19 protein-coding genes and 1 pseudogene are annotated in these 18,597 nt (G+C 61.5%); 12 read left to right on the top strand and 8 right to left on the bottom strand.

Annotated elements, in window-relative coordinates:
* The first annotated feature begins 769 nt into the window (after positions 1–769).
* From QRN70_RS23970 to QRN70_RS23975, 3 genes and pseudogenes are all read left to right on the top strand, one after another.
* Positions 770–997 (top strand): hypothetical protein, encoded by a 228-nt coding sequence (locus tag QRN70_RS23970; RefSeq protein WP_285420371.1) that lies wholly within the window; start codon positions 770–772, stop codon positions 995–997.
* Between the two features lie 147 nt (positions 998–1,144).
* Positions 1,145–1,426 (top strand): annotated as a pseudogene (locus QRN70_RS27895) (PAS domain-containing protein); the annotation flags it as partial.
* Positions 1,427–1,633: 207 nt separating this feature from the next.
* Complete coding sequence (locus QRN70_RS23975) at positions 1,634–2,737, top strand: methyl-accepting chemotaxis protein (protein ID WP_502941676.1); 1,104 nt, start codon at positions 1,634–1,636, stop codon at positions 2,735–2,737.
* A 34-nt stretch (positions 2,738–2,771) separates the two neighbouring features.
* On the opposite strand, the gene QRN70_RS23980 is transcribed toward QRN70_RS23975, so the two are convergent.
* The 5 genes from QRN70_RS23980 to norR form a co-directional block, all read right to left on the bottom strand.
* A complete protein-coding gene (locus QRN70_RS23980) occupies positions 2,772–3,521 on the bottom strand; it encodes a YkgJ family cysteine cluster protein (protein WP_285420373.1) in 750 nt (249 codons plus the stop codon).
* Between the two features lie 83 nt (positions 3,522–3,604).
* Entirely contained in the window at positions 3,605–3,931 is a 327-nt protein-coding gene (locus QRN70_RS23985; RefSeq protein ID WP_285420374.1) for a hypothetical protein, read from the bottom strand.
* A 123-nt stretch (positions 3,932–4,054) separates the two neighbouring features.
* Positions 4,055–4,513: a GNAT family N-acetyltransferase gene (locus tag QRN70_RS23990; protein WP_285420525.1), complete on the bottom strand. Its 459-nt coding sequence runs from the start codon at positions 4,511–4,513 to the stop codon at positions 4,055–4,057.
* Positions 4,514–4,540: 27 nt separating this feature from the next.
* On the bottom strand, positions 4,541–5,443 hold the full coding sequence (locus tag QRN70_RS23995; protein WP_285420375.1) for a chemotaxis protein CheV: 903 nt from the start codon (positions 5,441–5,443) through the stop codon (positions 4,541–4,543).
* A 217-nt stretch (positions 5,444–5,660) separates the two neighbouring features.
* The gene (norR, locus tag QRN70_RS24000; RefSeq protein WP_285420376.1) at positions 5,661–7,220 is read right to left on the bottom strand and encodes a nitric oxide reductase transcriptional regulator NorR; all 1,560 of its coding nucleotides are present in this window, start codon (positions 7,218–7,220) and stop codon (positions 5,661–5,663) included.
* 164 nt (positions 7,221–7,384) lie between these two features.
* Between norR and hmpA the strand changes: the two genes are divergently transcribed.
* The 9 genes from hmpA (at position 7,385) to QRN70_RS24045 (ending at position 16,271) form a co-directional block, all read left to right on the top strand.
* Positions 7,385–8,566 (top strand): NO-inducible flavohemoprotein, encoded by a 1,182-nt coding sequence (hmpA, locus tag QRN70_RS24005; RefSeq protein WP_285420377.1) that lies wholly within the window; start codon positions 7,385–7,387, stop codon positions 8,564–8,566.
* Between the two features lie 235 nt (positions 8,567–8,801).
* Complete coding sequence (locus QRN70_RS24010; RefSeq protein ID WP_285420378.1) at positions 8,802–9,362, top strand: ester cyclase; 561 nt, start codon at positions 8,802–8,804, stop codon at positions 9,360–9,362.
* A 25-nt stretch (positions 9,363–9,387) separates the two neighbouring features.
* Positions 9,388–9,897, top strand: coding sequence for a disulfide bond formation protein B (locus QRN70_RS24015; protein ID WP_285420379.1), 510 nt, complete (start codon positions 9,388–9,390; stop codon positions 9,895–9,897).
* A gap of 838 nt (positions 9,898–10,735) precedes the next feature.
* On the top strand, positions 10,736–11,677 hold the full coding sequence (gene cyoA, locus QRN70_RS24020) for a ubiquinol oxidase subunit II (protein ID WP_285420380.1): 942 nt from the start codon (positions 10,736–10,738) through the stop codon (positions 11,675–11,677).
* 3 nt (positions 11,678–11,680) lie between these two features.
* On the top strand, positions 11,681–13,711 hold the full coding sequence (gene cyoB, locus QRN70_RS24025) for a cytochrome o ubiquinol oxidase subunit I (protein ID WP_285420381.1): 2,031 nt from the start codon (positions 11,681–11,683) through the stop codon (positions 13,709–13,711).
* 3 nt (positions 13,712–13,714) lie between these two features.
* Positions 13,715–14,338, top strand: a complete 624-nt coding sequence (gene cyoC, locus QRN70_RS24030) for a cytochrome o ubiquinol oxidase subunit III (protein ID WP_003227982.1) — start codon at positions 13,715–13,717, stop codon at positions 14,336–14,338.
* Positions 14,338–14,673, top strand: coding sequence for a cytochrome o ubiquinol oxidase subunit IV (cyoD, locus tag QRN70_RS24035; protein WP_103304512.1), 336 nt, complete (start codon positions 14,338–14,340; stop codon positions 14,671–14,673). Before cyoC ends, cyoD begins: the two co-directional genes overlap by 1 nt.
* 11 nt (positions 14,674–14,684) lie before the next feature.
* A complete protein-coding gene (gene cyoE, locus QRN70_RS24040) occupies positions 14,685–15,572 on the top strand; it encodes a heme o synthase (RefSeq protein WP_285420382.1) in 888 nt (295 codons plus the stop codon).
* A 207-nt stretch (positions 15,573–15,779) separates the two neighbouring features.
* Complete coding sequence (locus QRN70_RS24045; protein ID WP_285420383.1) at positions 15,780–16,271, top strand: RidA family protein; 492 nt, start codon at positions 15,780–15,782, stop codon at positions 16,269–16,271.
* Between the two features lie 69 nt (positions 16,272–16,340).
* Here QRN70_RS24045 and QRN70_RS24050 read toward each other — a convergent pair whose 3' ends face one another.
* The 3 genes from QRN70_RS24050 to QRN70_RS24060 all read right to left on the bottom strand — a co-directional run bounded on the left by QRN70_RS24050 (position 16,341) and on the right by QRN70_RS24060 (position 18,552).
* Positions 16,341–17,045, bottom strand: coding sequence for a hypothetical protein (locus QRN70_RS24050; RefSeq protein ID WP_285420384.1), 705 nt, complete (start codon positions 17,043–17,045; stop codon positions 16,341–16,343).
* A gap of 140 nt (positions 17,046–17,185) precedes the next feature.
* Positions 17,186–17,590: a GNAT family N-acetyltransferase gene (locus QRN70_RS24055; protein ID WP_285420385.1), complete on the bottom strand. Its 405-nt coding sequence runs from the start codon at positions 17,588–17,590 to the stop codon at positions 17,186–17,188.
* Positions 17,591–17,646: 56 nt separating this feature from the next.
* The gene (locus QRN70_RS24060; RefSeq protein WP_285420386.1) at positions 17,647–18,552 is read right to left on the bottom strand and encodes a LysR family transcriptional regulator; all 906 of its coding nucleotides are present in this window, start codon (positions 18,550–18,552) and stop codon (positions 17,647–17,649) included.
* Positions 18,553–18,597: the final 45 nt, after the last annotated feature.

Here is an 18,597-nt window from a genome sequence, read left to right on the forward strand (position 1 = left end):
TCATCCGGGGGCATCGCCTCCGGTTTGCTGCGCTGCACCTCCTCTCGATGTGTTCGACTTCGTCGAACGGTCGCTGCGCTCCCACCCCCGGATGAACCCCTCCACTCAGCCTGCCGAAGGGGCCGGCACGTCAAGAGCGGTACTTGATCTAACGCTCATCGTGTTGAGTGGTGGGAGGCGGGAGGCGGGAGGCGGAAAGCGGAGAGCGGAGAGCGGAGAGCGGAGAGCGGGAAGCAGAGAGTAGAGAGTAGAGAGTAGAGAGCAGAGAGCAGAGAGCAGAAGGCAAACGCGGACCGCTTGATCGTTCCCACGCTCCGCGTGGGAATACAGCCCGGGACGCTCCGCGTTCCATTCTCGAGTGTTTGCGGATGACTCGGGTGTACCGTTTCCCGCCGCGCAGCTTTGATCGTTCCCACGCTCTGCGTGGGAATGCAGCCCGGGACGCTCCGCGTTCCATTCTCGAGTGTTTGCGGATGACTCGGGTGTACCGTTTGCTGCCGCGCAGCTTTGATCGTTCCCACGCTCCGCGTGGGAATGCAGCCCGGGACGCTCCGCGTTCCATGTTCGAGTGTTTGCGAATGGCTCGGGTGTACCGTTTGTTGCGGCAGAGCTTTTGGCTTGGTTGGCAGAGGTGGTCCGTTAGTCGACCCATCCCGAAAAGGCACTGCTCGTCCCCTTTCGGGGGCTCTTTAAACTCCGCGGGCGCAGGTATACTGCGCGCTTTCGCGGCTCGGCCACCGGGCCGGACTTTTTGCTTCGCGGAGCTTTCATGACTTCCCCAATCGACAACGCTGTCAGCGATGTCCCGGCAGAGCTGGCCGATGCCGGCGAATCCAAACCGACCATCGCTGCGTTCAAGTTTCCGTTCAAGCCTGGTGAGCTGGCGGCGGCCAAAGCGGCCAAGCAGCCGCAGTTCAAGGGCAAGAACGGCGATCGTCACGCCAAGATCCCGGGTGTGGCGCCGTCGGGTACGCGTCGTTCGATGGGCAAGCGCTGATTCCGTCCCGCTTCGGCCGTCACTGTGATTTTTGCTCGCAGTGATGGCTAATTGCTCAGTTCCTGAGCCAGATCAACGTTCAACCAGTAAGTGCGCTTAGAGTCAGCAGCCCTGCCGACTCTTTCCAATAAAACGAGCGCGCTTTCCATGAAGATCAATCTCCCGGTGACTGGGCGCAACGTCGATGTGGCGCCTGACGCGAACATTCTCTCGACCACCGATCTGAGCAGCGCGATCACCTACGCCAACGACGATTTCCTGCGGATCAGCGGTTACAGCCGCGATGAACTGCTGGGCACGCCGCACAATCTGCTGCGCCATCCCGACATGCCCGCGCAGGCGTTTGCGCATATGTGGCAGACGCTCAAGCGGGGGCGGTCGTGGATGGGGCTGGTGAAGAATCGTTGCAAGAACGGTGATCACTACTGGGTCAGTGCCTATGTCACACCGGTCACGCGCAATGGCGCGGCGGTGGAGTATCAGTCGGTGCGGACCCGGCCCGACCCGCGGCAGGTGGCAGCGGCCGAGCGGGCGTATGCGCAGTTGCGGGAGGGGCGGGCGTCGCGTTGGCAGTGGTTGCCGGTGGTCAGCCTGCGGACGCGGATCAGCGCGACGGCCATAGCCCTGTTGGGGCTGGTGCTGGGGATCGAGACATGGCTGCGGCCGGAGACCTTGTGGCTCAATGCCGCGGCATTCGTGCTTGGCAGCGCAGCCTGCGCGCTGGCGCTTGGCGGCTTGCTGCGGCCACTGGAGCGTCTCACCGCGCGGGCCCGCGCGATCGCCGACAATCCGTTGAGCCAGGCGATCTACACCGGGCGCCGCGATCAGTTCGGCCAGATCGAGTTCGCCTTGCAGATGCTCGAGGCGCAGGTCGGTGCGGTGGTCGGGCGGATCGGCGATGCTTCGCAGCGCCTCGCCGGGCACGCCGCGCAACTGGTCGATCATCTGCACAGCAGCCACACCAGCACCCTGGCCCAGCAGGCCGAAACCGATCAGGTCGCTGCGGCGATTCACCAGATGGCCGCCAGCGTGGCCGAGGTCGCCAGCCATGCGCAGCAGGCATCCGTGGCGGCGGACATGGCCGGCACGGAAACCCGCGAAGGGCATCTGCTGGTCGGCGAGAGCCGCAGCGCAGTGCTGCGCCTGGCCGAGGAACTGGCGCGGGCCACCACCGTGATTCATCAGCTCGAAGGCCACAGCAGCGAAATTTCCGGGGTGCTGGAGGTGATCCGCAGCATCGCCGAGCAGACCAACCTGCTGGCACTCAACGCTGCAATCGAGGCGGCGCGGGCCGGTGATGCCGGACGTGGATTCGCCGTGGTCGCCGATGAAGTGCGTGGGTTGGCCCTGCGCACCCAGCAATCGACCAACGAGATCCAGCGGATGATCAGCACCCTGCAGAATGGCGCGCGGGATGCGGTGCTGGTGATGCAGCAGAGCAGCGAACATGTCGACAACAGCGTCGAACAGGCGCAACGCGCGGCACAGGCGCTCGACGGAATCAGTGGCCGGGTCGAGCAGATCACCGAGATGAGCCTGCAGATTGCCGCGGCGGTGGAGCAGCAGAGCGCGGTCAGCGAGGACATCAACCGCAACATCGTCAGCATCCGCACGGCGTGCGAACTGACGGTGGATGAAGGGCGGCAGAGCCAGCTCAACTCAGAGGATGTCGCAGGGCTGGCGGGGGATCTGCGGGCGCTGGCGCGCGAGTTCTGGGGGCGGCGCCAGCTGCGCGAGTGAACGCGTCGCCGTCGCGGGCGCTAGCGGCGCTGAGTCAGGCCGCCCGCAACGAAATGAACGCGTAGCTCTGCGCCGGTTCCGTGACCACCTGCGCACCGGCCGCCAACACCTGCCCGGCGATGTCATCACCGGACACATGAAACCGCCATTCGCTGGCCGCTGCGCTCGCTGGTTGCGCCTGCACCTGCTCGAGCACCGCGGCGAATGCGCCCATGTCCGGCAGGTAGGCGGTAAAGCCATCGCCCTTCAGCGCGGTGGTGCGAATTCCGAGCGAGCCGCAGATGCTGTCCTTGAGCTGAATGTCATCGCGATCGGCCTGGCGCGAACGCTGGATCAGCCCGACCAGTTCCTGATCCACCAGCGTACCGCCGACGATCAGCTGCGGCCCTTGCTGCCACGACTCTGGCGGGCAGTCCTTGGCCATCGGGTCGAGCGCGATGTGCGGATTGATTTCGGCCGGGTAGATGCGGCACACCAGTGGCCGGCGCTCGTAGATGCGGCACAGGTTGTCTTCGTCAAGATTCCGGCAGCGGCCGACGTTATAGGCGGCGAAGGTGATCGCCACGTGCGCCTGCGATTCGCCGCTGCGCACCCGCACCGAGCGGCGTTCGGCATGCTCGCGTTGCTGCGCCGGCAAGCCCAGGCCATTGCCGAGGAAGGCCTCCACCAGGACGATCACCTGACCACCATCGGCCGCCCACATGCGCGTTTCGGCCAGGGTCAGCGGTACATGGTGGTCGGTGCAGCACTTGCCGCAGCCTACGCAGGAAAACGTCGTATTCATTGCGCGATCAATCTTCAATCAAGGTGTGAAGCGGCGCCGGAAAGTCGCCATGCAGGCCCTGATCGAAGCAAGTTGTGCGCCACTCAGCGGGTTTTGCCGGTCGGGCGGATCGAGTCCCACTCGGTGACGTAGGCGGTTTTCGACTTTTTGTTGTACAGGCACAGCTCGGTGCCTTGCTGGCCTTTCATGTGTTTCTGCGGATATTGGCCTTGCAGCAACACCGCGGTGTAGCCGACCCGATCATCGAATTGCGCGGCGTTACCGACCGGTTTCGGGCTCTTCAGGCCGCTGGCCTGGGTGCAGCTGGCGAGCACGGTTTTGTCGTAGGCGGCCCAGGCGTCGGGGCTGGAGGCGTGCGCTTGAGTGGCGAGCGCGCTGAGGCAGAGCAGGCTGAAGGTAAGGGTTTTCATGCGGGGGCATCCTTGGACTGAGTGGAGTCGAAGGTTGGAGTATGGCCAAAGGCATTTGTTGCGTCAGGACTGCAGGCTTTGGCAGCGCCGGCAGGCGCTGTCCAGGCGAGGCTGCGGATGCGCTCAGTCCGGCACCCATTCGCGGCGGACCACATACATCCCGGCACTTTCATACAAACGCTGCGCGCGCAGGTTGTCCTCCAGCACCTTCAAGTCGACGAAGCCTTCGCGCCGCTGCAGAAATGCCTTGAACGCGTGCAGCAGCAAGGCGCGCCCCAAGCCCTGGCCCTGCCGGCGTGGATGCACCACCAGATTCTTGATGTAGGCACTGGTCCAGCACTGCGCCACGCCGACAATGCCCGCGGCATCCCTGGCAATGAAGCACAGCGCCGGGTCGTATTCGGGGTCACGCTCGAAGCGCTGTTGCCAGACCGGCAGCGCCGGCACCCGGCCGCCGCTCTCGCGGTAGCCGAGTTGCATCAACTCATGCAGCGCCGGCGCCAGTTCCGCGCGGTAGGTGCCCAGTTCGACACCCGCTGGCCAGGCGCAGTCCGGCACGTCGGCGCGAAGATCGCGGCGCATCAGCAGGCAGTAGCTGTCGGCCAAGACTCAGTGACCCTGGGCGGCGACATGTTTCGCCGCCTCGATCAGGCAGTGGGTCAGCTCCGGCGAGGAAAACTTGGTCAGCACACCGTTGGCGCCGGCCTGCCGGGCCTTTTCGCTGTTCATCGCGCTGTCCAGCGAGGTGTGCAGCAGCACGTACAAATGGGCGAAATCCGGGGTTTCGCGCAGTGTGCGGGTGAACGCATAGCCATCCATCTCGGACATCTCGATGTCGGAGACGATCAGGTTGATCTGCTGCGCTGTGCCTTGCAGGTCGAGCAGGCAGTCGATGGCTTCCTTGGCACTGCGCGCGGTGTGGCATTGCAGGCCGAGGTTGCGCAGGGTGTGCACCGATTGCTGCAGCGCTACCTGGCTGTCATCGACCACCAGAATGCGCGCATTGCCGAGCACTTCGGCGTCTTCCATGCTCAGCTCGGTCGGGGCCATGTCGATCTGCGCCGGGGCGATGCCGTGGATGACTTTTTCGATGTCCAGCACCTGCACCAGCGTGCCGTCCACCGAGGTCACGCCGGTGATGTAGGCACGGGTGCCGCCGGAGCCGAAGGGCGGCGGTTTGATGTCGGTGGTCAGGCAGTGGACGATCTTGCTCACGGCCTGCACGTGCAGACCCTGTTTCGAACGGCTGACGTCGGTGACGATCAGGCAGCCGCCGTTCGGGTCTTCCAGCGGTCGTTCACCGATGGCGCGGCTCAGGTCGATCACCGACAGCGACGCGCCGCGCAGGGTGGCGATGCCTTTGACGTGGGGGTGCGACTCCGGCAGCTTGGTCAGCGGCGGGCAGGGGATGATTTCACTGACTTTCAGCAGGTTGATCGCCATCAGCTTGCCGCTGCGCAAGGTAAACAGCAGAAGCGAAAGTGAATCTGCGCGGGCTTTGGTGGAAGACATATGAACCTTCTGTGGAAAACGTGGTGGGCGAAGGTGGACATCGCCAGAAACGATTGATGCCGGGTTATCGGCGTCAACAGGTCGGGCTTTAGGTCGGTTGTCGCGGCGGCGGGAGTCAAAAGCCCCTCACCCCAACCCGCTCCCAGAGGGAGAGTAGCCGACCGCATCCCCAATCAGTCCTTTTCTCCAAGGGGGAGAGGGTGGGATGAGGACGCTTTTAGCCTTTGATCCCCAAGCGCTTGGCCATCCGCCCGAGATTCGCCCGATCCAGCCCTAACTCGCGCGCCGCACTCGCCCAGTTATCCTGATTGCGCGCCAGCGCCGCGCTGATCAGGCGCCGCTGATACTGCTCGGTCGCACTGCGCAGATCCGCGCTGATCAGCGGCATCTCGCTCACCGCCCCAGCAGGCGCCTCAACCGAGTTATCCACAACCTCGCGCGGCAGATCCAGATCTGCCGCACTGAGGCTGAGAATCTTCGGCCGGACCTTGCAGTTGCCCAAGGCTTTCAGTGCGCTGCGACCAATCAGGTGTTCCAGCTCGCGCACGTTGCCAGGCCAGGTGTAGGCGAGCAACGCTTCCTGAGCGTCGCTGCTCAGGCGCAGGCTGTTGAGGCCCATGCGCGAGCGGTTCTGTTCGAGGAAAAAACCGCTGAGCAGCAACACGTCGCGCCCGCGATCGCGCAGTGCCGGCACCCGCAACGGGTAGACGCTGAGGCGATGGTAGAAGTCGGCGCGGTAGCGGCCACTGCGCACTTCTTCGGCGAGGTCGCGGTTGGTCGCGGCGATCAGGCGGACATCGACCTGATGTTCCTTGTCCGAACCCAGGCGCTGCAACTGGCCGCTCTGCAGCACGCGCAACAGCTTGGCCTGCACGGTCAGGGACAACTCGCCGACCTCGTCGAGAAACAGCGTGCCGCCATTGGCCAGCTCGAACTTGCCGCGGCGGTCGCTGGTGGCGCCGGTGAAGGCGCCGCGCACATGGCCGAACAGTTCGCTTTCCACCAGGGTGTCGGGCAGGGCGGCGCAGTTGAGGCTGATGATCGGCTTGTCGGCGCGCGGTGAGGCCGCGTGGATGGCCTGGGCCACCAGTTCTTTGCCGACCCCGGTTTCGCCGGTGATCAGTACGGTCAGGTCACTGCCGCCGACCAGGGCGATTTCTTCCACCAGGCGTTTGTGCGCCTTGCTCTGGCCGATCATCTCGCGCTGCTGCTGGCCGCTGGCCTGGCGATAGACCTCGGCGCGCTGGTGCTCGTCCTCGACCCGCAGCGCCAGGCGCTCGATGCGCTCGGCGGCGTTGACGGTGGCGGCGGCGAGGCTGGCGAAGGCTTGCAGGGCGTCCAGTTCGATCGGCTCGAAACGTTCAGGGTCGAGGGCGTCGAGGGTAATCAGGCCCCAGAGCTTTTCATCGACGAACAACGGACAGCCGAGGCAGTCGTGAACTTCCAGGTGATCGTCGAGGCCATCGACCAGGCCGTCATAGGGGTCGGGCAGGTCACTGTCGGCGGCGAAACGGGTCGGCCCGCTGCCGGCCAGCAGCACCGCGAAGCGCGGGTGTTCGCTGACCTTGAAGCGGCGACCGAGGGTGTCGGTGCTCAAGCCGTCCACGGCCAGCGGCACCAGCCATTCGCCATCAAGGCGCAGCAGCGCGGCGGCATCGCACGGCAACAGCGCACGCATGGCTTCGAGCAGGCGTCGGTAGCGCTCGCCCTCGGGCAGTTCGCGGGACAGGTCGGACACCAGGGGCAGCAGGGCGGTCAACAGGGATTTGGCAGTCATGGTCGTGTAGTCAAAGAGACTCGATGTAGTCGAAGCGACTATACGGCGTTGATTGTCCATATGACTACACTGTTTTTAAGTTATTGATTTTTATAGATAAATTAGTTGGCACGAAAGGTGGAATGGATAAGGCAACTTTTCAATATCGCTCGGGAGTCAACCTTATGCTTAGCGTTCAGGATCGTGCCATCGTCAAATCCACCGTGCCTTTGCTGGAAAGCGGCGGTGAAGCGCTGATCACCCACTTCTACCGCATGATGCTCTCTGAATACCCGGAAGTCCGCCCGCTGTTCAACCAGGCGCACCAGGCCAGCGGCGACCAGCCCCGCGCGTTGGCCAACGGCGTGCTGATGTACGCCCGGCACATCGATCAGCTCGACCAGTTGGGCGATCTGGTGGCGAAGATCATCAACAAGCATGTCGCCCTGCAGATTCTTCCGGAGCATTACCCGATTGTCGGCACCTGCCTGCTGCGGGCGATCAGCGAAGTGCTCGGCGAGGAAATCGCCACTCCCGACGTGATGAGCGCCTGGGGCGCGGCCTACGGGCAACTGGCGCAGATTCTGATCGGCGCCGAAACCGCCATCTACGACCAGAAGGAGCAGGCCGTGGGCGGCTGGCGCGGGGCGCGGACGTTCATCGTCGCCGCCAGGGTCGAGGAAAGCGCGGAAATCACTTCGTTCTATTTCGAACCGGCGGACCAAGGCCCGATTCTCGCCGCCGAGCCGGGGCAGTACATCGGCATGAAACTGCTCCTCGATGGCGAGGAAATCCGGCGCAACTACTCGCTGTCGGCCCTGGCCAACAAAGGTCAATACCGCATCAGCGTCAAGCGTGAACCGGGTGGTCGTGCCTCCAACCATTTGCACGATCGACTGCACGTCGGCGCGAGCATTCAGCTGTTCCCGCCTTCGGGCGAATTCACCCTGGCGGCCAGTGACAAACCGCTGGTGCTGATCAGCGGCGGCGTCGGCATCACCCCGACCCTGGCCATGCTCGAAGCGGCGCTGCAGACCGAGCGCCCGGTGCACTTCATCCACTGCGCGCGCAATGGCCGCGTGCATGCCTTCCGTGACTGGATCGATGAGCTGGCCGCACGTCATCCGCAACTCAAGCGTTTTTACTGCTACGCCGAAGATGACGGTGTGAGCCCGGCGGCGGACAAGGTCGGGATGTTGACGCAGGAGTTGCTGGGCGAGTGGCTGCCGCAGCAGCGGGATGTCGATGCCTACTTCCTCGGGCCAAAGGGTTTCATGGCGGCGATCAAGCGTCACCTCAAAGCGCTGGGCGTACCGGAGCAGCAGAGCCGTTATGAGTTCTTTGGCCCGGCCGCTGCTTTGGAGTAATTGTCAAAACCGAGTCGTCTGCATCGCGGGCAAGCCCGCTCCCACAGGATTTGTGGCGTGCACAGAATCTGTGAACGACGCTGAATCTGTGGGAGCGGGCTTGCCCGCGATGGTCGTTATGCGGTCTTGATTGTTAAATTCTGTTTAAAGGTTAATCGTTTCTTAACCGGTTTATCGTTTATTCCCCGATGCTGATGATAGGCGCTCGTTCGTTTACATGATCAGGATCGCCCCCATGTCGCACCTCACCGCATCCCGCCGTTGCCGTCTCGCCGTTTTCAGCCTGTCCGGCTTTTTGCTGGCCAGCCCGTTGGCCCACGCCGAATCCGCGTTGATCCAAGCGCAGACGCTGATCGTCGATCAGAGCCTGCCCAAGGCCCAGCGCGAGGCGATGGAACTGGCGGCGCGGCGTTATGGCAGTTTCTGGAACAGTGGCGATGAGGCTCTGGCCAACGCTGCCCTGTCGCCGCAGTTTGTCGACAAGACGCCACCGGAAGGCCGGGTGCAAGGGCCGACCGGGCCGTTGCTGGCGTCGAAGTTCTTTCGCACGGCGGTGCCGGACCTGAGCTGCGAGATCGAGCAAATGATCGTGGCCGGTGATCGCGTGGTGGTGCATCTGCACTTTCGCGGGCATTTCAGCGGCACGTTCAAGGCTCTCAAAGGGCAGGGCCAGCGTGTAGACTTCCGGGCAACCGATATCTATCAGATCGACAACGGTCGCATCGCGGCCAATTGGCATATCGAAGACAACCTCAGCCTGATGGCGCAGCTGCAAGCGCAGCCGCCCGCCAGCTGAACCATGGACATGAAAGGGAAACGCGATGAGCGAGGAAACGATTCGGTTGGGACGTGAGCGGCGCTACCTGGTACTGCTGGGGATCATCTGCCTGGCGCTGATCGGTGGCGCGCTGTACATGCAAGTCGTGCTGGGCGAGGCGCCATGCCCGCTGTGCATCCTGCAGCGCTATGCGTTGCTGCTGATCGCGCTGTTCGCGTTCATCGGCGCGGCCATGCGCACGCGGCGCAGCATCACCGTGTTCGAGGCGCTGGTGGTGATCTGCGCCATCGCCGGGGCCGGGGTTGCCGGGCATCACGTGTACACCCAGTTCTACCCGGCGGTGAGCTGCGGCATCGATGTGCTGCAACCGATCGTCGATGACCTGCCGCTGGCGAAGATCTTCCCGCTGGGCTTCCAGGTCGACGGTTTCTGCTCGACGCCGTACCCGCCGATCCTCGGTCTGTCGCTGGCGCAGTGGGCGTTGGTGGCGTTCGTGCTGGTGGTGATTCTGGTGCCGCTGCTGACCTCGCGTAATCGAAAAGCCCTGCGCTGAATCAACTCTTCGGCAGATTGGCCGATACAGAAAACGCCTCGATTTGCGTATCAGCCGATCGGGGCGTTTTGCATTTCAGAGTGTTTGTGAAATCACCGTGACGAACGGCAACAGAGGGTGCGTCAGGTGTGCGACATGTTGTCACACACGCCGTGTCGCAGGGCGTTTCCGCGACCCGGATTGGCGTAATGTTACAAAAAAGGATTGGTCTGTTTCCGCATTTTTCTGGTTTTGCACGCGTGTGCCAGATCAGGCAGTTTTAACAAGTTCCGGGAGATGGCCAGAGGCCTTTGAATATCGGGCTTTGCGCCGATTCGCTAGTGGCAGAAAGGCTTCGGAACTGTCTGAACTGAGGTGTAAAGGCCTACATTTTTTGGTGTTTTTGTTGAGAATCGATTTCGATAACATGCGGAACTTTTGCAAAAACGGTGATGGATTGTTGCTCTGAGCGATAAAAATTATTTCGGGATAAGACATGGTGTATAGGGCGCTACCTATCTACAATCGCCCGCACTGAATTCCCGGCACTGTTCAGCCTTTATTAAGGAGCACTTCGATAGGGCGCTGCGCAGGAAGTCGGGTGTCGAGCGGTCGGGAGGCTGCGAGACACCCAGGTGTCGGTGCCTTCCAACTTTCCGCACCAAATGGAATTGGTCTGTAACAAGGCCTTTGACCACGAATTCGAATAAGAACTCACCGCTGTCCCAGGATTTGTCGAGCGTCTGACGCGCGACGGGCGGCCCTTATTCAATCCAAAGAAAATGCCAACCCTTGGCAGGGTGAAGTGTTGGCGATCAAAACCCAACTGCATTGCGCAAGCTGCTTTAGAGGTCGTGAGATGAGTAAAAACAGGTACCCCAGATTACTAGGCCTAGTGCCGCTGCTCGGCACGTTGCTGCTGGGAGGCTGCAACATGACCTTGCTCAATCCAACGGGCCAGGTCGGCCTGGAACAGCGCAACCTGATCATCACCGCGACCCTGCTGATGCTGCTGGTCGTGGTACCGGTCATCGTCATGACGTTCCTGTTCGCCTGGAAGTACCGCGCCTCCAACAAGGACGCCGTCTACACCCCGAAATGGTCGCACTCGACCAAGATCGAAGTGGCTGTCTGGACCATTCCGGTCCTGATCATCATTGCCCTGGGTTACATCACCTACAAGTCGACCCACGCCCTGGACCCGTATCGTCCGATCGAATCCGACGTCAAGCCGGTGACCATCGAAGTGGTCGCGCTGGACTGGAAGTGGCTGTTCATCTATCCGGAACAAGGCATTGCCACGGTCAACAAGATCGTGTTCCCGGCGCACACGCCAATCAACTTCAAGATCACCTCCGACGCCGTGATGAACTCGTTCTTCATCCCGGGCCTGGGCGGCCAGATCTACGCGATGGCGGGCATGCAGACCAAGCTGCACCTGATCGCTGACCGCAACGCTGAAATGGACGGTATCTCCGCCAACTACAGCGGTGCCGGTTTCACCGGTATGAAATTCAAAGCGATCGCAACTTCTCAGGAAGATTTCGACGCCTGGGTAAGTGAAGTCAAAAAGGCACCTAAACAGCTTGATCAAGCTGAATACGCAGCCCTTTCCAAGCCAAGCCAGAACAACCCGGTTGAGCTCTACTCCTCGGTCACGCCGAACCAGTTCCAGATCATCGTCGACAAGTACGAAGGCATGAAACCGGGCAAGCCGCTGAAGCACGAGAAGAAAGAGAAAGAAGTGGCCGCAACGGAAATCGACTCGAATTCGCATTCAGCTGCCGGGGCAGAGGAGTAAACGATGTTTGGTAAATTAAGTTGGGAAGCGATCCCTTTCCACGAGCCGATCGTGATGGTCACCATCTCGATGATCGCGCTCGGTGGTCTGGCGTTGTTCGCTGCAATCACCTACTTCAAGAAGTGGACCTACTTGTGGACCGAGTGGCTGACGTCGGTCGACCACAAGAAAATCGGTGTGATGTACATCATCGTGGCCATGGTCATGCTGCTGCGTGGCTTTGCCGACGCCATCATGATGCGTACCCAGCTGGCCATGGCCACCGAGGGTTCGCCTGGCTACCTGCCACCTGAACACTATGACCAGATCTTCACCGCTCACGGTGTGATCATGATCATCTTCATGGCGATGCCATTCTTCACCGGCCTGATGAACCTTGCAGTGCCGCTGCAGATCGGTGCGCGTGACGTTGCGTTCCCGTTCCTCAACTCCCTGAGCTTCTGGCTGCTGGTGTCCGGCGTCGTGCTGATCAACCTGTCCCTGGGTGTCGGCGAATTCGCCAAGACCGGCTGGGTTGCCTATCCGCCGCTGTCGGGTCTGCAGTACAGCCCTGGCGTGGGGATGGACTACTACATCTGGGCGCTACAGCTATCCGGGTTGGGTACGACGCTAACGGGGGTCAACTTCCTCGCGACCGTGCTGAAAATGCGTACCCCTGGCATGAAACTGATGGACATGCCGATCTTCACCTGGACCTGCACCTGGGCCAACGTCCTGATCGTGGCTTCGTTCCCGATCCTGACCGCTACCCTGGCACTGCTGACCCTCGACCGTTACATGGATTTCCACATTTTCACCAATGAACTTGGTGGCAATCCAATGATGTACGTCAACCTGTTCTGGGCCTGGGGCCACCCTGAGGTATACATCCTGATCCTGCCGGCATTCGGCATCTTCTCGGAAGTGATCTCGGCGTTCACCGGCAAGAAACTGTTCGGCCACCACTCGATGATCTACGCTTCGGGCGCGATCTCGGTACTGGGCTTCATGGTTTGGCTGCACCACTTCTTCACCATGGGTTCGGGTGCCAGCGTCAACGCCTTCTTCGGTCTGGCGACGATGCTGATTTCCATCCCGACGGGTGTGAAGCTGTTCAACTGGCTGTTCACCATCTACCAGGGCCGTCTGCGCTTCACCAGCCAGGTGCTGTGGACCCTGGGCTTCATGGTGACCTTCGCCATCGGCGGCATGACCGGCGTACTGCTGGCCATCCCGGGTGCCGACTTCGTTCTGCACAACAGCCTGTTCGTGATCGCGCACTTCCACAACGTGATCATCGGCGGCGCGGTATTCGGCTACATCGCCGGTTTTGGCTTCTACTTCCCGAAAGCGTTCGGCTTCAAGCTGCACGAAGGCTGGGGTAAAGCAGCGTTCTGGTTCTGGATCTCGGGCTTCTTCGTCGCGTTCATGCCGCTCTATGCACTGGGCTTCATGGGCATGACCCGTCGTCTGAACGCCACCACCAACCCTGAGTGGGTCCCGTACCTGTACGTGGCCATGTTCGGTGCGGTGATGATCGCTGTCGGTATCGCCTGCCAGCTGATCCAGCTGTACGTATCGGTACGTGACCGCAACAAGCCGGAAAACATGTGCGAACACGGTGACCCGTGGAATGCCCATACCCTGGAATGGTCGACCTCGTCGCCACCACCGTTCTACAACTTCGCTGTGCTGCCGAAGGCTGACTGCATCGACCCGTTCACCGAAGCCAAGGAAAACGGTACCGCGTACCAGACTCCGGCCAAGTACGAGCCGATCCACATGCCGAACAACACCGCTACCGGTGTGGTCATGGGCGCACTGCTGACCGTGTTCGGTTTCGCGATGATCTGGCACATCTGGTGGTTGGCGATCGCCAGCCTGGCCGGCACTGTCATCTACTTCGTGATCCACGCTGCACGTGACGATCAGGGCTACATGGTGCCGGTCGATGTGATCGAACGCATCGAAGCCGAGCAGCACAAGCGTCTGGTCGCGGCAGGGAAAATCCCGGCCAATGCCACCCGTGTTGAAACCTCGTTGGAACAGGCTTAAACCATGTCGAACTTAGTGACCAATGTTGGACACGCCCATGGTGACCATGGGCACGATGACCATCACCACGACTCGGGCGAGATGACCGTATACGGTTTCTGGCTCTACCTGATGACCGACTGCATTCTGTTTGCGTCGATCTTCGCGGTGTACGCAGTCCTGGTAAACAACGTTGCCGGTGGCCCGTCGGGCCACGACATCTTCGAACTGCCTTACGTGCTGGGCGAAACCGCTCTGCTGTTGTTCAGTTCGATCACCTACGGCTTCGCCATGCTGGCGCTGTACAAAGGTAAAAAGCAGCAGGTCCTGGGCTGGTTGTTCATGACCTTCCTGCTCGGCGCAGGCTTCATCGCCATGGAGATCAACGAGTTCCATCTGCTGATCTCCGAGGGCTTCGGTCCTAGCCGTTCGGGCTTCCTGTCCGCGTTCTTCACCCTGGTCGGTACCCACGGTCTGCACGTGTCGGCGGGTCTGATCTGGATGGGCATCATGATGTACCAGGTCAACAAGCACGGCCTGACGGCGACCAACAAGACCCGTCTGAGCTGCCTGAGCCTGTTCTGGCACTTCCTGGACGTGGTGTGGATCTGCGTATTCACCGTTGTTTACCTGATGGGGACCCTGTAATGGCTAATGCACACTCCCATGACAGCCATGATGCTGGCCACGGCAGCGTAAAGTCGTACGCCATCGGCTTCATCCTGTCGGTGATCCTGACCGTCATTCCTTTCGGCCTGGTGATGTACCCGAGCCTGCCGAAAGCCACGACGCTGGCAATCGTCCTGCTGTTCGCGGTGATCCAGGTGATCGTTCACCTGTATTACTTCCTGCACCTGGACCGCTCGGTGGCTCAGCGTAACAACGTGATTGCGTTCGTCTTCACGGCCATCGTGATCCTGCTGCTGGTTGGCCTGTCGCTGTGGATCATGTTCAGCATCCACACGTTCATGATGGCGAAGTGAGGTAAGACCCGATGTCGCTCAAGCACTTTATCCAAATCACCAAACCGGGGATCATTTTCGGTAACGTGCTTTCTGTGGCAGGCGGGTTCTTCCTGGCCTCGAAAGGGCATGTCGATCTGGCGGTGTTTCTGGCAGCCATGATCGGCACTTCCCTGGTCGTGGCCTCCGGTTGCGTGTTCAACAACTGCATCGACCGCGACATCGACCTGAAGATGGAACGCACCAAGAACCGCGTGCTGGTCCAGGGCCTGATCTCCCTGAAACTGGCACTGGTCTATGCGACTGTCCTGGGTGTCGCCGGCGTTGCGTTGCTGTACAAGGTGGCCAACCCGTTGGCTGCCCTGTTCGCCGTGATCGGCTTCATCATCTACGTCGGCTTCTACAGCCTGTACCTCAAGCGCAAGTCGGTTCACGGCACGCTGGTGGGCAGTCTGTCGGGCGCCATGCCGCCAGTGATCGGTTACGTGGCCGTGACCAACAGCTTCGACATGGCCGCACTGACCCTGCTGGTGATGTTCAGCCTGTGGCAGATGCCGCATTCCTACGCCATCGCGATCTTCCGCTTCAACGATTACCTGGCCGCATCGATTCCGGTGCTGCCAGTGAAGCGCGGTATCGAAGTGGCCAAGAAGCACATCCTGCTCTACATCCTGGCATTCCTCGTGGCGACCTTGATGCTGACCTTCAGCGGCTACGCCGGCATGAGCTACCTCGCCGTCGCCGCGGCCATGGGCATGTACTGGCTGTACATGGCCTGGACCGGCTACAAGGCGGTGGATGACACGGTCTGGGCACGCAAGCTGTTCGTGTTCTCGATCTTCACCATCACCGCGTTGAGCGTCATGATGTCCCTGGACTTCAAGGTGCCCACCGAGCTGCTGCTGACGTACGCACCGTAAGGTTTGCAGGTTGTACGAAAAACCCCGCCATCGGCTGATGCGCGGGGTTTTTTATTGCGCGAATTTTGCCTGCCGCGAGGTTGCGGTGCCTGGGCAAAAGCCCTAAATTCGGATCCAAACCACGTCAGTGATAGCGTCATGCCACTCCTGCGGCGTGCAACTATCGTAACTTGCAGCACTACCGCATCGATCAAGAGGCTGGGCGACATGACTGAGAGGATGACCTGCGACGAACGCTTCATTGCCCTGGCAAAAGAGCTGAACTACGACATCTACGGCGAGAACACGGCGGGCGGCAACTACGCGCCGCTGATCCGCCATCACGATGAGCTGTACATCAGCGGCATGGTGCCGCGCACGAACGGCAAGATCCAGTACCCGGGACGGGTCGGCCTCGAGTTGAACCTCAAGGATGCACAGGCTGCCGCGAGCATCAGCGCCATGCGTTGCCTGGCGTTGATCGTCGATGCGGTCGGCTCGCTGGACAAGATCCGGGCGCTGTTGCGGGTCACGGTCTACGTCAAGTCGACACCGGATTTCGTCGACCTGAGCGAAGTGGCCAATGGCGCCTCGGACGTGTTCAGCCATGTGCTCGGCGATGCCGGTCGGCACACGCGCACCACCGTCGGCGTCTACCAGTTGCCGAAGAACGCCGCCATCGAAGTGGACATGATCGCGGCGCTGCATCCTTCGACATGACCACCGCTTGCGGCCCACGAAAAAGCCCCGCCTGAATTTCAGTGCGGGGCTTTTTCGTCTGCGTCGGCGTTACTGCGCGGCGATGCTGTAGCCAGCGAACGCGGTCTGCTGTTGCAGCGCGGTGATGATGTTCTTGCGGTTGATCGCGTGTTCGGTGCCGGCGTTGTCGACGAAGGTCTCGCCGTCGATCTCGGCTTCTTCGCCTTCACCGACGAAGGTGAAACCGAGGAATTCCAGGGCCTCGCGGTCGACGCTCAGGCGCGAGCGCGGTGTACGCAGTGGCAGGGTCACGCTGATGCCGTCCTTGCTGATGCTGAACACTTCGGCTTCTTTCTTGGCGCGGGCGGCCTTGCTCTTGCCGCCGCTCGGATTGCTGATCGCCTGATGGGTCTGGTTCAGTACCTTGAGGGCCAGGCCGTAGACGATTTCCTGGAACGCCGGGTCGTCCTTGAAGCTGGACAGGATGCGGCTGATCGGGAATTTGCTGCTGAGGTCTTCGAGGGCGGCGATGTCGGCGGCCTCGGCGTCCTTCAGACGCTTGAGCTGGCCCATCAGCTCATAGGCCTGGTCATCATCGAAGCGGTCGTGAGCCTGGCGGATCGCTGCGCGCAGTTCACGGATCTGCTCGCTCTCGCGGGTCGACTGGAACGCGTCCAGAACCATTTCGCTGATGATTTTGGCTTGTGGAAGGTGTTGTGAAAGATTGATGGAGTTTTCGTATTCCGCTTTGGACGACAGGGTGACTACGGATTCAGCGGTGTTGAAATCGGACATTGAAATTTCACTACTTCTTTAACTTTGAATTGAGGCGAAAACGCGCGGCGGCGTTTTCAGGCCGACTAATTTAGGGGAGCGGGGCGGTGTTGTCACGGAGCAACGGGCCTGTGGTCGAGGTTTTTTCCGAGCGCTGTCGGCTATTGTGTGCGGGGGCGCTCCATGGCGATCAGCGACGTTTCAAACCCCAGGCTGGCAAAGAATGCCTCGGCGCCTTCGCGTCCGGCGCGCAGCACCCAGGTGATGCCGGGGTTGTCGCCCATGACATGCTCGACCAGTGCCCGGCCAATCCCGGCACGCCGGTGCTGTTCGTCGACGACGACCATCGACAGATAGCCGTTGGATAAACCGTCGCACAGGCCACGGGCGAAACCGATGATCCGTGCGCCGCTGAGGGCGACGGCCGTGCGCTGGGAGTTGTGGATAAGCTCGGCGAAGTGCTCGGACGTGCCGGTGCGTTGTCCCCAGCCGTGTTGTCCGAGAAACAGCCTGGCCGCTTCCACTTCACTTGGAAGAAGGTCGCGTACGGTCAGAGAGGGGTTCATGTGCTGGTCGCTCCTTGATGGCGTTTTTGTCGCGGGCAGGCCCATCGCTGCGGCGATCAGCGCTTACCCCATTTGTGCACGGCGAAATCGACGAAGCGGCGCAATTTCGGCAGCCTGTAGCGATCTTGCGCGTAAAGCAGGTGCATCGGTCGACTGGGCGGCTGGTAATCCTTCATCACGGTGACCAGCCTGCCGGCCTGCAGATCGTCCTCGACCAGCGCATCCGGCAGCATCACGATGCCCATCCCGGTGCGGGCGGCCTGATGCAGGCCGGCGGAGCTGTTGATCAGCATCGGCCCCTTCACGGCGACCATTACCTCGCCGTCCGGCCCGCTGAGGCGCCATTCCTTTTCCACCGATTGCCAGTCATCGCCCGCCGGATAGGCGAACGACAGGCAGTCATGCTGTTGCAGGTCCGCGGGCGTCTGCGGCATGCCGCGACGCTTGATGTAGTCCGGCGAGGCGCACACGGTCAGCGTGTAGTCGATCAGCGGCCGGGCGATCAGGCTCGACGGTTCGAAATTGCCCAGGCGAAAAGCCACGTCGAGTCCGCTTTCGAGCAGTTCCGGGCGGCGGTTGGTCAGCACCACATCGAGTTTCAGTTGCGGGCATTGCAGGGAAAATTCGCTGAGGGCCGGGGCCAGGCGCTCGACGCCGAAGGTCAGCGGCGCAGTGATCCGCAGGATCCCGCGCGGCTCGTCGAGGGCCTGTTCGGCGAGGCGCTCGGAGTCGGCCACCAACCCCAGCACTTCCAGGCAACGCTGGTAGTAGACGCTGCCGAATTCGGTCAGGCGCTGCCGCCGCGTGGTGCGTTGCAACAATTGCACGCCAAGCCTTTGCTCGAGCGCCCGCAGATGATTGCCGACCATCGTCGTCGACATTTCGCACTGCAACGCGGCCGCGGTCATGCTCCCGGCTTCCACGACCTTCACGTAGACGCTCATCGCCTGCAACACGTCCATTATCAAGCTCTGCTGTTAAATGATTGAAGTTTTGCCGAGTTTATC

It is taken from the genome of Pseudomonas sp. efr-133-TYG-5 (genome assembly GCF_030209175.1).
Taxonomy (GTDB): domain Bacteria; phylum Pseudomonadota; class Gammaproteobacteria; order Pseudomonadales; family Pseudomonadaceae; genus Aquipseudomonas.

Excerpts from the sequence above, each read along its gene's own strand:
- QRN70_RS23970 (WP_285420371.1), top strand. The coding sequence starts at position 770 with ATGACTTCCCCAATCGACAACGCTGTCAGCGATGTCCCGGCAGAGCTG.
- QRN70_RS23980 (WP_285420373.1), bottom strand. The coding sequence starts at position 3,521 with ATGAATACGACGTTTTCCTGCGTAGGCTGCGGCAAGTGCTGCACCGAC.
- QRN70_RS23985 (WP_285420374.1), bottom strand. The coding sequence starts at position 3,931 with ATGAAAACCCTTACCTTCAGCCTGCTCTGCCTCAGCGCGCTCGCCACT.
- QRN70_RS23990 (WP_285420525.1), bottom strand. The coding sequence starts at position 4,513 with ATGCGCCGCGATCTTCGCGCCGACGTGCCGGACTGCGCCTGGCCAGCG.
- QRN70_RS23995 (WP_285420375.1), bottom strand. The coding sequence starts at position 5,443 with ATGTCTTCCACCAAAGCCCGCGCAGATTCACTTTCGCTTCTGCTGTTT.
- norR (WP_285420376.1), bottom strand. The coding sequence starts at position 7,220 with ATGACTGCCAAATCCCTGTTGACCGCCCTGCTGCCCCTGGTGTCCGAC.
- hmpA (WP_285420377.1), top strand. The coding sequence starts at position 7,385 with ATGCTTAGCGTTCAGGATCGTGCCATCGTCAAATCCACCGTGCCTTTG.
- QRN70_RS24010 (WP_285420378.1), top strand. The coding sequence starts at position 8,802 with ATGTCGCACCTCACCGCATCCCGCCGTTGCCGTCTCGCCGTTTTCAGC.
- QRN70_RS24015 (WP_285420379.1), top strand. The coding sequence starts at position 9,388 with ATGAGCGAGGAAACGATTCGGTTGGGACGTGAGCGGCGCTACCTGGTA.
- cyoA (WP_285420380.1), top strand. The coding sequence starts at position 10,736 with ATGAGTAAAAACAGGTACCCCAGATTACTAGGCCTAGTGCCGCTGCTC.
- cyoB (WP_285420381.1), top strand. The coding sequence starts at position 11,681 with ATGTTTGGTAAATTAAGTTGGGAAGCGATCCCTTTCCACGAGCCGATC.
- cyoC (WP_003227982.1), top strand. The coding sequence starts at position 13,715 with ATGTCGAACTTAGTGACCAATGTTGGACACGCCCATGGTGACCATGGG.
- cyoD (WP_103304512.1), top strand. The coding sequence starts at position 14,338 with ATGGCTAATGCACACTCCCATGACAGCCATGATGCTGGCCACGGCAGC.
- cyoE (WP_285420382.1), top strand. The coding sequence starts at position 14,685 with ATGTCGCTCAAGCACTTTATCCAAATCACCAAACCGGGGATCATTTTC.
- QRN70_RS24045 (WP_285420383.1), top strand. The coding sequence starts at position 15,780 with ATGACTGAGAGGATGACCTGCGACGAACGCTTCATTGCCCTGGCAAAA.
- QRN70_RS24050 (WP_285420384.1), bottom strand. The coding sequence starts at position 17,045 with ATGTCCGATTTCAACACCGCTGAATCCGTAGTCACCCTGTCGTCCAAA.
- QRN70_RS24055 (WP_285420385.1), bottom strand. The coding sequence starts at position 17,590 with ATGAACCCCTCTCTGACCGTACGCGACCTTCTTCCAAGTGAAGTGGAA.
- QRN70_RS24060 (WP_285420386.1), bottom strand. The coding sequence starts at position 18,552 with ATGGACGTGTTGCAGGCGATGAGCGTCTACGTGAAGGTCGTGGAAGCC.